Origin of the sequence: Prauserella halophila (genome assembly GCF_024171895.1) — a bacterium.
Lineage (GTDB): Bacteria > Actinomycetota > Actinomycetes > Mycobacteriales > Pseudonocardiaceae > Prauserella > Prauserella halophila.
Map to the genome: position 1 here is coordinate 182,743 of NZ_JAMTCQ010000015.1, position 11,873 is coordinate 194,615.

Here is an 11,873-nt window from a genome sequence, read left to right on the forward strand (position 1 = left end):
CGTTGTTCTCGGTGCCAGCTCGGTCTTTCTCGGTGCTGGCGCGGTGTTTCTCGGTGCTGCCTACGCGCCTACTGCTGGCCGGCCCCGGTGACGGGCACGTCACCGATCTGCGAGACCTTCCACGGGCCGTCACCACCCTCCCGCGAGAGCTGCACCTCGAGCCGCATGGTCTTCATGCCCTGCTGATCACCGCGCTGGATGTCCGCGCTCGCCGCGACGATCGCACTCGCCTTGCCCTCACGCTCGTTCAGCTCGCTGACGGCCACCTCGTGCACGGTGGTCGTCACCTTCGACTCCGCTTTGCTGATCGCCTCGCGATAGGTCTTCTCGGCCTGCTGGATCTGGTTCGCCAGCTCACCGGTGCTGAGTTCCTTCTGCCTGCTGAAGTACTCGTCCAGCTTCGTGTGGTCGAGTTCGGTGAACGCCGTGACGGCCTGCCCCGCAACGCGTGTGACGTCCTGCCGCTCAGCCGCGATCTCGGCGTCGTCCCCGGTCGCGCTCACCAGCCACATCACGCCGAACACCGCGGCCACGATCAGTGCCGCCGTCGCGAAGGCAGCCGCGCCCATCAGTGCCCAGCGCGGCGGTGCCGACCGGCCGTCGGTGCCGGCACCGTCCTCGCCGGTCTCGGTGTCACGGTCGTCGGCGTCGCTGTCGTCGGCGTCGCTGTCGTCGGTGTCGCTGTCGTCGGCGTCGGTGTCGCTGTCGTCGGCCTCGTCACCGCCGGACCCGGCCTCGGCGCCGTCGGTGCGGGCGGCGCCCGCCTCCCCCGCGCTCTCCACAGACTCCGCGCTCTCCACAGACTCCGCGTTCTCCACAGACTCCGCGTTCTCCACAGACTCCGCGCTCTCCACAGACTCTGCGCTCTCCGAGCTCGCCGTCCCCGGGACGTCGGCGTCGGCCTCGCCGGTGCCGTCTTCCGCCTCGCCGGTGAGGCGGGCCTTCTCCGGCTCGTCCGAACTCATAGTGCTCCAGGGTATTGCGGTGGTGTCAGCTTGCTGTGTGTCGTCGCCCGGCCGGGTTCACGGACGAACCAGGCCGGCGAGCTGGTCGAGGCTCGTGATGTCGAGCCCCGGGCTGCTCGCCACGCCGGGAGTGCCGCGCAGCGAGGCCAGCTCCTCCTCGTCCCGCGTCGAGTTCTCCTCCAGCTGCTGCTGGCTGGGCTGCACCGGGACGCCGTTGTACGGCGCGTTCTGCGAACCACGCACGCTGATCGGGCTCCCGACCGGTTCGGCGCAGTACGCGTCCTCCTTGGGAGGCCGCTCCGAGGTTTCGTTGCCCTGACGGTACTCGTCGGGCGAACGGTAGCCCTTGGTGCACGACGGCGGGTTGAACAGGTTCAGCGCGAGGCCGAGGTGAGCGGTGCCGTCGCCGGGCACGACGGAGGACGCACCGCCGGTCACCATCGGGTAGGCGATGAACATCATCTCCAGCCCGTCTCGTCGTGTGACCAGCAGATTCGACGTCGTCAGCAGGTTCGCCGTCAGCGCCGACAGGCCCGGGCCCGTCTCGGCGAGGACCTGCTGCACCTGGTCGCCGACCTGCGGCGCGACGTCGACGAGCTTGCGAATGTCGGCGTCGGAGTCCTTCAGCGTCTTCGACAGATCGCGCAGGTCACGGCTGAACGAGCGCATCGACCCGCTCATCTCGTTCTGTGTGCGCAGCACCTTCGTCCCGGATTCGAGCAACTCCACCGTCTGCGGCACGTGCTCGGAGGCGACCTCGGTGAACTCCTGCGTGGTGTCCATCAGCTGCTGGAGGTCGCGGCCGGTGCCGTTGAACGCGTCGTAGGACTCGTCGACCACCGTGCGCAGCGAATCGGTCGGCACGGACTTGGCCAGTGACGACAGGTCACCGATCAGCTTCTCCGTCGGCACGGGCGTCGTCGTGTTCCGCGCGTCGATGACCGAACCCGCATCGAGGAACGGCCCGTCGGAACTGCGCGGCCGCAGGTCGACGTACTGCTCACCGACGGCGGACCGGTTCGCCACGACGGCCTGCAGGTCGGCGGGCACCTGCGGCGCGTCCGGTTCGATGTCCAGTTCGGCCTCGGTGCCGTCGGAGGTCAGGCTGAGCGGGCCGACGCTGCCGATGTTGGCTCCGCGGTAGGTCACCTCGGCACCTTCGAAGATGCCGCCGGATTCGTTGAGCTGCAGCTGCACCGTGTACCCGCCCTGGCCGAACGTCTCCTCGACGTCGGTGAACCGCACGAGTGCGTACACGACCGCGACCACGGAGATGATCGCGAACACGACGAGCTGGATCTTGGTCCTGCGTACCAGCATCAGCTACCGCCCCCCGACAGGGTTTCGAAGATCCCCTCGACGCCCGACGAGGACGTCCGGGCAGGCGGGCTGTCCTGCCCCCCGGATTCCGGTGCCGCCTGTTCCTCGGACGCTTCGCCCAGCGGCAACGGCGGTGGGTTACCGCCCGTGCCCTCCTGCTGCGTGGTCATGTCTCCCAGGATCGGGATGTCCTTGAGCGGGTTCTGCCTGCTGCGACCGAGGTTGGCCAGCACTTCCTCGAGATCCAGGTCCAGGTCGAGGTAGAGGTTGAAGAAGTCGCCCTTGGCACCCTTCACCGCCTGGTCGCTGAACGGGTAGCTGAGCATCAGTTCGAGTGACTTCGGCAGGTCCGAGCCCGCCTCGCCGAGCTTGCGCAGCGTCGGCATCAGGGCCTTCAGGTTGGCGACCAGGTCCTCCTGACTCTGGTTGATCGTCCGCGTGGCGACCCCGGACACGCGGTTCAGCGCCTGCAGCATCGTCACCAGCTGGCCCCGCTGCTGTTCGAGCACCTCCAGGCCGGGTCCCAGGTTGTCGATGGCGCCCGCGATGCGGTCCTTCTGCCCCTTCAGGCTCATCGACAGCCGGTTCAGGCCGTCCAGCGCGCTGGTGATGTCGCCCGACTGCGCGTCGAGCGCCGACACCAGTTTGTCGGCATTGCGCAGCAGACCCTTGATGTCCTGCTCGTTGCCGGACAACGCGGCGTTGAGTTCCTTGGTGATGTTGTTCAGCTGCTCGACGCCACCACCGTTGAGCAGCATCGACAGTGCGCCGAGGACCTCTTCCACCTCGGTGCTGCGGTCGGTGCGCTCGACCGGGATCGTGTCGCCCGTTGTCAGCTCCGCCTCCGCGACGTCCTGGCCGGGCTCGCTCAGCTGGACGTATTTCTCACCGAGCAGGCTGGACTGGCGCAGGTTCGCGATCGCGTTGGCGGGCAGGTCGATGTCACCGTTGACCAGCAACGTCACCTCGGCCGTCCAGCCGTCCTCGGCCAGGCCGATCTCCTCGACCCGGCCCACCGGCACCTCGTCGACCTTCACCCCGGACTGCGGCACGAGGTCGAGGACGTCGCGGAACTGCACCTTCACGCGGTACGGGTCGTCGCCGAGATCGGCACCGCCGGGCAGCGGCACGTCGTACACGCCGGAGAAGCCGCAGCCGGACACGGCCAGCATCGTCGCGGCCGCTCCCGCCGACAACAGCTTGCGGAACTTCACTGGCCACCTCCCGAGGACAGCACCTGCTCGGTCACAGGCAGCGGCAACGGCGGCAGCTCGCCGTTGTTCAGCGCGTGCACCGACTGCGCCAGCGACGGCAGCGGCACCGTGTTGTCCACGACGTCGGCCACGCCCTGGCACAGGTTGCCGATGGCGTCGAGCGCGTCCGGCGTCTGCTTGAGCAGGTTGCACACCATCGTCGCCGGCGGCTGGGTGAGCTCGTTGAGGTTCGGCCGCGCGTCGAGCGTGCCCGAGGAGGCGTTGTAGGTGTTCGCCAGGTTCGTCAGCGCCAGCGGGGCGATGTCGAGTATCTCGGCGAGCGCGCCGCGCTGTTCGACGAGCACCCGCGTGACGCTGGCGAGCTTGTCGACGTTCGACTTGAGCTTGCCGCGGTTGTTCTCGACGAAGCCCTTGACCGACGTCAGGGCCGTGCCGAGCTGCTTGACCGTCGCCGCCAGGTTCTCGCGCTCACCCGAGAGGTATCCGCTGACGTCGGCGAGCTGTTGTTCGAACTTGCGCACCGTCCGGTCGCTGTCGGCCAGCGTCGTGGAGAACTTCGCCAGGTTCTCCACGGTGTCGAACAGGTCGCCCGAATTACCGGACAGGGTTCCCGCGGCCTTGCCCAGCTTGGTGATCGTGTCGTGCAGTGCCTCGCCGTTGCCGTCGAGGTTCTCGGCCGTGGTGTCGAGCAGGTCCGACAGCGAGCCGTTCTCGTTGGCGCCGTTCGGGCCGAGCGATTCGGACACGCGGCTGAGGCTCTCGGCGAGCTGGTCGATCTCGAGGGGCACCTCGGTGCGGTCCTGGCTGATCGTCGCTCCCGCATCGAGCGTCGGGCCGCCGGTGTAGGCGGGCGCGAGCTGCACGTACCGGTCCGACACCAGGGACGGGGCGACGATGATCGCCTTCGCGTCCGCCGGGATCTCCACGCCGCGGTCGTAGGTCATCTCCACGAGCACGCGCTCACCCTGCGGTTCGACGCCTGTGACCTCGCCCATCTCGACGCCGAGCACGCGGACGGTGTTGCCCTCGTACAGGCCGATGGCGCTCGGGAAGTAGGCGCTGACGCGCTTGCTGCCCGCGTCCTGCAGCGTCCACCACAGGCCGCCCGCCACGACGAGCGCCAGCACGATGGCGAACGTGACGCCGCGAGCGAGTCGCTGACCGAGCCGAGTGGTGATCATTTGACGTTGCACCCCTCTTCGTTGATCGGCCCGACGGAGGGGAGAAGGAAACCGCAGATGTAGTTGTCGAACCAGCGGCCGTTGCCGATCGTGTTGTTGAAGACGCGGATGAACGGCGCGAACCGGCGGATGCCCTCGCTCAGCGAATCCTGATTGCGCTGCAGCATGCCGGTGAGCCGGTCCAGCTTGTTCAGCACCGGGCCGATCTGCTCACTGTTGTCGCTGACCAGGCCACGCAGCTGCTTCGACAGCTCCTGGCTGCCGTTCAGCATCGTGGTGATCGCCTGCTTGCGCCGCTGCAGCTCGCCCAGCAGCGTCGAGCCGTCCTCCATCAGCTTCACGAGCTGCTCGTCGCGGCCCGCGAGCGTGCCGGAGATCTGCTTGGTGTTCTTGAGCAGGCTCTTGAGCTGCTGATCGCGCTTGGAGATGGTGTCCGACAGCTGCGACAGCCCACTCAGCGCGCCCTGCACCTCGTCGGGGGTGCCGGAGAACGTCTCGGACAGCACGTCGAAGCTGTCCGCCAACTGGTCGGTGTCGACCTCGTCGACGGTGCCGGACAGGTCACGGAACGCCTCGAGCACGTCGTACGGAGCGGTGGTCCGCTCACGCGGGATCGTCGACCCCGGGTCGAGCGGGCTCTCCCCCACCGGGTCGAGCGCCACGTACTTCTGCCCCAGCAACGTCTTGATCTTGATCGTTGCCGAGGTGCGATCGCCCAGCCAGGCGTCGCGGACCTTGAACGACACGTTCACCCGGTCGCCGTCCAGCTCGACGTCGCTGACGTTGCCGACCTTCACGCCCGCCACGCGCACCTCGTCGTCGGCCTTCAGCCCCGCGGCCTCGCTGAACTCGGCCTGGTACGTCGTACCGCCGCCGATGATCGGCAGGTCCTCGGTGTTCATCGCCGCTCCGATGCCGAGCACGATCACGATGATGCCGGCGATCGCGATGGGGATCGGGTTGCGCTTCTGGAAGCTCTTCATTCGCTGATGCACCGCTCCCTGTTGACCGGCGCGACGGGCACGTTGACGGGCTCCTGCATGAGACCCGGGATCCGGACGTTGCCGCTCGCACTGCACATGAAGAAGTTGAACCACGAGCCGTAGTCGGCGGTCGCGGCCATCCTGCTCGCCTTCTCCGGCAGGAACTGGATGAAGTGCTCGACGACCTGCTCCTGGTCGTTGAGGTTGCCCGCCAGCTCCCCGAGGGCCTTGATGTCCTGCTTCAGCGGTTCACGGCCCTCCTTCAGCAGGCCGGCGGTGGTCTGCGCCAGCCCGCCGAGCGCGTCGATCGACTGCCCGATCGGGTCCTTGTCCTTGGCCAGGCCCGACACCAGCTTCTGCAGCCGTTGGATCAGCTGATCCAACTGCGGCGTGCGCTCGTTGATCGTCGACAGCACCGTGTTCAGGTTGTTGATGACCTGCCCGATCACCTTGTCCTTCTCGGCGAGCGTCGTCGTCAGCGACGCGGTGTGCGACAGCAGGCTCTCGACCGTGCCGCCCTCACCCTGCAGTACCTGGATGATCTCGTACGAGAGCTTGTTGACGTCGTCCGGCGACAGCGCCCGGAACAGCGGCTTGAACCCGTTGAACAGCTCGTTCAGGTCGAGTGCCGGGGTGGTCTGCTCCAGCGGGATCGTGTCGCCGGGTTCGAGCGTGCCCTGCGGATTCGCACCGCCCGTCTGGTTGCCGCCACCCTGGTTGTCGCCGCCACCCTGGTTGTCGCTGCCGCCCTCGTTGTCGCCGCCCCCGTTGTCGCTGCCCTGGTCGTCGCTGCCCTCGTTGTCGCTGCCCTGGTCGTCGCTGCCCTCGTTGTCGCTGCCCTGGTCGTCGCCGGTGCCCTGGCTGTCACCCTGACTGTCGGCACCCTGGTCGTCCCCGGTGTGGTTCGCGGTCTGCGTCACGCCGCCCGCGCCGCCGCGCTCGAGCGAGATGTAGCGCTGGCCCACGAGGTTGCGGAACTTGATCGACGCCTGGATGTTCGCGGGCAGCTCCCGCCCGGATTCGACCTCGAACTCCACCTCGGCGAGCCTGCGGTCGACGATCTCGACGGAGTTGACCTGGCCCACGCGCACGCCCGCGATGCGCACGTCGTCGTTGGGGATCACCATCGTCGCGTCGGTGAACCGGGCCTTGTACGTCACGGTGTCGGACAGGTTCACGTTCGCGATGCTGATCGCGAGCACACCTGTGAGCAGCACCGTGACGGTGATGAAGACACCGAGCTTGACCAGTGGTGCGGTGAGTCCACGCATTATTCGACCGTCACCTCCGCTCCTCGGTACATCGGGGCAATGAGCAGGGCACCCCAGCCGGGCACCTCATCGGGGTCCATATCGATGCGCGGCCCGGTCAGCTGCGAGATCAGCCGCAGCTCACCCGCCGAGCCCGCCGGGTCGCCACCGGCGACGCCGGGCGCCGCCGCGCCGCCACCGGTGTTGTTGTAGCCACCCGCGTTCGCCGGGTCGTCGGCCTGGCTGAGGCCGTCGTTGGCCGACCGCGCCGGGGGCGGCGGGGTGCTGCCGTCCTTCACCGGGCCGTCCGGCGGGTACTGCGGGAACGGATCGGGCGGATTCTCGAAGTCGTAGCAGCGCGGGCCCCGGTGGTCGTTCCACTCCGGCTCGTCCTGACCCGGCTTGTACGGACCGCGGTTGGTGGTGATCTCCATCGTCGCGTGCAGGCCGGGCTCGTTGGTGCCCTTGCCGAACGCCTTGTCGATCCGCGGCACCAGCTCGGCCATCTGCCCGAGGAAGCACGGGTAGGACGGCGCGTACTCGGCCAGCAATTCCGCCGTCGGCCGGGCCGTGTCGGCGAGCTGGATGAGGTTCGACGAATTGGCCTTCAGCCACGAGTGCAGGTCCGTGGAGGCGCCCGTCACGCTGGTGTACATGTTCGACAGCGCCTGGCGCTTCTCGACGATCGTCCTGCTCGTCGTGGTGAAGTTGTCGAGCGTCTGCACCAGGTCCGGGGTGACGTCGGAGAGGTTGTGCGAGAACTTCGCCAACTCCCGCAGGTTCTCCTGCAGCTTCGGCACGTGCGGGTTCAGCTCGCCCAGGTAGCTGCCGAGGTCCGACAACGTCGTGCCCAGCTCCTCGCCGCGGCCCTCCAGCGCCGTCGAGATCGCGGTGAGCGTGGTCGAGAGCTTCTGCGGCTGCACCGCCTGCAGCACCGGCATCAGGTCCGACAGCGCCTGCTCGAGCTCGATCGCGCTTTCGGTGCGGTCCTGCGGGATGACATCACCCGAGCGCAGCGGCGTCGCGGCAGCACCGTCCGGGATCTCCAGGTCGACGAAGCGCTCACCGAAGAGGGTCTTCGGCAGGAACCGCGCCGACACGTTCGCCGGCACCAGCTCGGCGTGTTCGGGATCGAGGTTCAGCGTCAGCTCGGTGGCCCCGCCCACGGACGGGGTGATCTCGCCGACGCTGCCGACGATCAGCCCCCGCACCTTCACGTCGGAGTTCTCGGACAGCTGATTGCCGAGCTCGTCGGCCTCGAGCGTCACCGTCACGTACGAGGTGAACGCCTTGTTGTAGATGGCCACGCTCAGGGCCACACCGCCGACCAGCAGTCCGACCAGCAGCAGTCCCAGCAGCCTTCGACGCAGTGTCGCCATCATCCCGCGATCCTCACCGTCGTGTCGGTTCCCCAGAGCGCAAATCCGACGAAGAAGTTGACCACCGCCACCGTGACGATCGACAACCGCACGGCACGGCCGACGGCCACGCCCACACCGGCGGGGCCACCGCTGGCTTTGTACCCGTAGTAGCAGTGCGTGAGGATGATCAGGACGCTGAAGATCAGCACCTTGATGAACGAGTACAGCACGTCTTGCGGTGGCAGGAACATGTCGAAGTAGTGGTCATAGGTACCCGCCGATTGGCCGTAGATGTGGACGACCACGGCGCGCGAAGCCAGGTACGACGACATCAGGCCGATCACGTACAGCGGGATGATGGCGATGAACCCGGCGATGATCCGCGTCGTCACCAGGTACGGCAGGCTCGGCACCGCCATCACCTCGAGCGCGTCGATCTCCTCGGAGATGCGCATCGCGCCGAGCTGAGCGGTGAAGCCGGATCCCACGGTCGCCGACAGCGCGAGACCCGCCACCAATGGCGCGATCTCCCGGGTGTTGAAGAACGACGTCAGAAAGCCGGTGAACGCCGAGGTGCCGATCGAGTCGAGGGCCGAGAAACCCTGCAGACCGACGAGGACACCGGTGAACAACGTCAGGCCGACCATCACACCGACGGTGCCACCGATCATCGCCAGCGAACCGGAGCCGAAGCTCACCTCCGCCAGCAGGCGCAGCACTTCCTTCATGTACCGCCGGATCGTCCGCGGCGCCCACGCGAGGGCGCGCCCGTAGAACGACATCTGGTCGCCGAGATCGTCGAGCGTCTCGAGCGGGCGGTTCGCGATCTTCTTCGCGCGCTGGGTCACGGAGGCCATCGGTCAGCCCAACTTCGGCGGGACGAGCTGCAGGTAGATCAACGTCATGACGGTGTTGACCACGAACAGCAGCAGGAACGTGATGACGACGGACTGGTTGACCGCGTCGCCGACGCCCTTCGGGCCCGGTGGCGGGTTCAGCCCCCGGTAGGCGGCCACGACGGCGGCGAGGAAGCCGAAGATGAGCGCCTTGAGCTCGCCGACCCACAGGTCGGGAAGTTGCGCCAGCGCCGAGAAGCTCGCCAGGTACGCACCAGGGGTGCCGCCCTGCAGTACGACGTTGAAGAAGTAGCCACCCAGCACGCCGATGACACTGACCATGCCGTTGAGCAGCACCGCGATGAGCATGCACGCCAGCACCCGCGGCACGACGAGGCGCTGCACTGCGGAGACGCCGAGCACCTCCATGGCGTCGATCTCCTCGCGGATGGTGCGCGCACCGATGTCGGCACAGATCGCCGACCCGCCTGCACCCGCGACGAGCAGCGCCGTCACCAGTGGCGCGGCCTGTTGCACGGTCGCGAGCACGCTGCCGGCACCCGTGTAGGACTCCGCACCGAGCTGACTCGCGAGCGACCCGAACTGCAGCGAGATGACCGCGCCGAACGGAATCGCCACCAGAGCTGTCGGCATGATCGTGACGCTGGCGATGAACCAGGCCTGCTGGATGAACTCCCGCAGCTGGAACGGCCGCTGGAAGATGCCGCGGCCGATGTCGAGGCCGAGCGCGAACAGCTTGCCGGTCTCCCGCAGCATCCCGAGGCCGGGAACGGAGGTGGACCGAGCGCTCATGAGCCGCCCCGCCGCCGACGCAGGGGCCTGGTCGGCGCGGACTGCTCGTCGCCCGGCCAGGCGGGCGAGGACGGTAGCTCGGCGACGTCGCCCGCGTCCAGGTCACCGTGGTGGGCCGGCATCCGGCTGCCCGCGGTGACGGCGGGTTCCGGAATACCGTAGTACCTGCGTTCCTCGGGCGTCAGCGAGGCGATGATGCCTTCGCGGGCGGGCTCGGGAAGGGTGTGGAGGACGCCTGCGACGCGGCCCTTCCGGCGGACCGCTCCCTGCCGTTCGGGCAGTCCCGGCGTGGGCTGCAGCTGCGGCACGATGCCGCGCACGTCCTCGGTCGAGCCGTCGTGGTGGCCCGCGTCGGCCTGTTCCTGCTCGAGCGCCATCTGCGCCGAGTCCTTCTCCTCGCTCATGCCGATCGGGCCGAGCCTGCGGCCGTTGAGGAACTGCTCCACGACGGGTTCGTCGGAGGTCAGCAGCACCTCGCGGGGACCGAACATGATGAGTTCCTTACGGAACAGCATGCCGATGTTGTCCGGCACGGTACGGGCGAGGTTGATGTTGTGGGTGACGATGAGGATCGTCGCGTCGATCTGCGCGTTCAGGTCGATCAGCAGTTGCGACAGGTACGCCGTGCGCACCGGGTCCAGACCGGAGTCCGGCTCGTCGCACAGGATGATCTCGGGGTCGAGCACCAGCGCGCGGGCCAGTCCGGCACGCTTGCGCATACCGCCGGAGATCTCGCCGGGCAGCTTGTCCTCCGAGCCGGACAGACCGGTCAGCTCGAGCTTTTCGAGCACGATCCTGCGAACCTCGGTCTCGGACTTCTTCGTGTGCTCCCGCAGCGGGAACGCAACATTGTCGTAGAGGTTCATCGACCCGAACAGCGCGCCGTCCTGGAACAGCACGCCGAACAGCTTGCGCGTGTCGTAGAGCTTGCGCTCCGAACACGTGACGACGTCGATGCCGTTGATCTCGCACCTGCCCTTGTCGGGCTTGAGCAGGCCGATCATCGACTTGAGGAACACCGACTTGCCGGTGCCCGACGGGCCGAGCATCACCGACACTTCCCCAGGCGGCAGGTTCAGCGTCACGTCACGCCAGATGGCCTGCTTACCGAAGGACTTGGTCAAGCCCTCGATGACCACCTCGGCACCCATCGCACCCTCCCGGAGCGGTTCCACGGCCGCGGCCGGTGCCCCGCCGTGCCGGCGGGCGCGCCCGACGGCACGCACCTCACCGGAGGTACCGACCGCCATGTCCGCAGCGTCTTCCTGTTACGAGCAACGACCGAAGCCCGCATAAGTTACTCACTGGTTCACACGAAATTCGCGCGTCCGGAGTAATGCTCCGGAACCGACCGTGTGATGTGGCTGTGCAAGGTAACCCACGGCCGTACGGGTGCACGAGCAGCACGCCCTCGAATGTGAGAAACCGACCCGCCGGTACGGACCGCCCACCTTCCCGCGCCCCTTCCGTACGCTGCGAAAACAGCCCGTTCACGGCCTGGCGCGAGGCGCACGAACCGGCTGGACCGGCCCATTCACGGCAATTCTTCCGGCATACGAAAAGCCGGCATTGCAGAAACGCCCCGAAGGGCACCTTCGGGGCGCTCAACGCCCCGAAGGTGGGCGGGTTCTAGGGGTGGTTGCAACACCGGGTGATTTAGACGAGTTTTAGCAGACGCTCGGCTGGGGTGTCCCAGCCGAGCGTTTTGCGTGGGCGGCTGTTGAGTTTTTGTGCGACGAGTTCGAGGTCTTCGGGGCCGTGGACGGACAGGTCGGTGCCCTTGGGGAAGTACTGGCGCAGCAGCCGGTTGGTGTTCTCGTTCGAGCCGCGCTGCCAGGGGGAGGCGGGATGGCAGAAGTAGACCGGGACGCCGGTGGCGACCCGGAACGCCTGGTGCGCGGCCATCTCCGCCCCTTGGTCCCAGGTCAGCGACCCGCGTAGGTGAGCCGG

At 67.7% G+C, this 11,873-nt stretch carries 11 protein-coding genes; all 11 read right to left on the bottom strand.

The features are described from left to right. Positions 1-68 precede the first annotated feature (68 nt). Entirely contained in the window at positions 69-965 is an 897-nt protein-coding gene (locus LY41_RS22690; RefSeq protein ID WP_253866418.1) for an Rv1363c family protein, read from the bottom strand. A gap of 57 nt (positions 966-1,022) precedes the next feature. After that, on the bottom strand, positions 1,023-2,285 hold the full coding sequence (locus tag LY41_RS22695; RefSeq protein WP_253866420.1) for an MCE family protein: 1,263 nt from the start codon (positions 2,283-2,285) through the stop codon (positions 1,023-1,025). Beyond that, on the bottom strand, positions 2,285-3,457 hold the full coding sequence (locus tag LY41_RS22700) for an MCE family protein (RefSeq protein ID WP_253866461.1): 1,173 nt from the start codon (positions 3,455-3,457) through the stop codon (positions 2,285-2,287). The genes LY41_RS22695 and LY41_RS22700 overlap by 1 nt, the downstream gene beginning before the upstream one ends. A 38-nt stretch (positions 3,458-3,495) precedes the next feature. Then, positions 3,496-4,680 carry an MCE family protein gene (locus LY41_RS22705; protein WP_253866421.1) on the bottom strand — a complete coding sequence of 395 codons (1,185 nt, stop codon included), beginning with the start codon at positions 4,678-4,680 and terminating at the stop codon, positions 3,496-3,498. Further along, positions 4,677-5,663 carry an MCE family protein gene (locus tag LY41_RS22710; protein WP_253866463.1) on the bottom strand — a complete coding sequence of 329 codons (987 nt, stop codon included), beginning with the start codon at positions 5,661-5,663 and terminating at the stop codon, positions 4,677-4,679. Before LY41_RS22710 ends, LY41_RS22705 begins: the two co-directional genes overlap by 4 nt. Continuing rightward, positions 5,660-6,934, bottom strand: a complete 1,275-nt coding sequence (locus tag LY41_RS22715) for an MCE family protein (RefSeq protein ID WP_253866423.1) — start codon at positions 6,932-6,934, stop codon at positions 5,660-5,662. Before LY41_RS22715 ends, LY41_RS22710 begins: the two co-directional genes overlap by 4 nt. Beyond that, positions 6,934-8,295 carry an MCE family protein gene (locus LY41_RS22720; protein ID WP_253866424.1) on the bottom strand — a complete coding sequence of 454 codons (1,362 nt, stop codon included), beginning with the start codon at positions 8,293-8,295 and terminating at the stop codon, positions 6,934-6,936. Before LY41_RS22720 ends, LY41_RS22715 begins: the two co-directional genes overlap by 1 nt. After that, positions 8,292-9,131: an MlaE family ABC transporter permease gene (locus tag LY41_RS22725; protein ID WP_253866426.1), complete on the bottom strand. Its 840-nt coding sequence runs from the start codon at positions 9,129-9,131 to the stop codon at positions 8,292-8,294. The genes LY41_RS22720 and LY41_RS22725 overlap by 4 nt, the downstream gene beginning before the upstream one ends. A gap of 3 nt (positions 9,132-9,134) precedes the next feature. Further along, entirely contained in the window at positions 9,135-9,887 is a 753-nt protein-coding gene (locus LY41_RS22730) for an MlaE family ABC transporter permease (RefSeq protein WP_253866465.1), read from the bottom strand. 32 nt (positions 9,888-9,919) lie between these two features. Then, entirely contained in the window at positions 9,920-11,074 is a 1,155-nt protein-coding gene (locus LY41_RS22735) for an ABC transporter ATP-binding protein (protein ID WP_253866467.1), read from the bottom strand. 505 nt (positions 11,075-11,579) lie between these two features. After that, positions 11,580-11,873: IS30 family transposase (locus tag LY41_RS22740; RefSeq protein WP_253866428.1), on the bottom strand; the 294-nt coding region annotated here is incomplete at its 5' end.

Bases quoted from the DNA above. Each gene is read 5' to 3' on its own strand.
- LY41_RS22690 (WP_253866418.1), bottom strand. From the start codon at position 965: ATGAGTTCGGACGAGCCGGAGAAGGCCCGCCTCACCGGCGAGGCGGAA.
- LY41_RS22695 (WP_253866420.1), bottom strand. From the start codon at position 2,285: ATGCTGGTACGCAGGACCAAGATCCAGCTCGTCGTGTTCGCGATCATC.
- LY41_RS22700 (WP_253866461.1), bottom strand. From the start codon at position 3,457: ATGCTGGCCGTGTCCGGCTGCGGCTTCTCCGGCGTGTACGACGTGCCG.
- LY41_RS22705 (WP_253866421.1), bottom strand. From the start codon at position 4,680: ATGATCACCACTCGGCTCGGTCAGCGACTCGCTCGCGGCGTCACGTTC.
- LY41_RS22710 (WP_253866463.1), bottom strand. From the start codon at position 5,663: ATGAAGAGCTTCCAGAAGCGCAACCCGATCCCCATCGCGATCGCCGGC.
- LY41_RS22715 (WP_253866423.1), bottom strand. From the start codon at position 6,934: ATGCGTGGACTCACCGCACCACTGGTCAAGCTCGGTGTCTTCATCACC.
- LY41_RS22720 (WP_253866424.1), bottom strand. From the start codon at position 8,295: ATGATGGCGACACTGCGTCGAAGGCTGCTGGGACTGCTGCTGGTCGGA.
- LY41_RS22725 (WP_253866426.1), bottom strand. From the start codon at position 9,131: ATGGCCTCCGTGACCCAGCGCGCGAAGAAGATCGCGAACCGCCCGCTC.
- LY41_RS22730 (WP_253866465.1), bottom strand. From the start codon at position 9,887: ATGCTGCGGGAGACCGGCAAGCTGTTCGCGCTCGGCCTCGACATCGGC.
- LY41_RS22735 (WP_253866467.1), bottom strand. From the start codon at position 11,074: ATGGGTGCCGAGGTGGTCATCGAGGGCTTGACCAAGTCCTTCGGTAAG.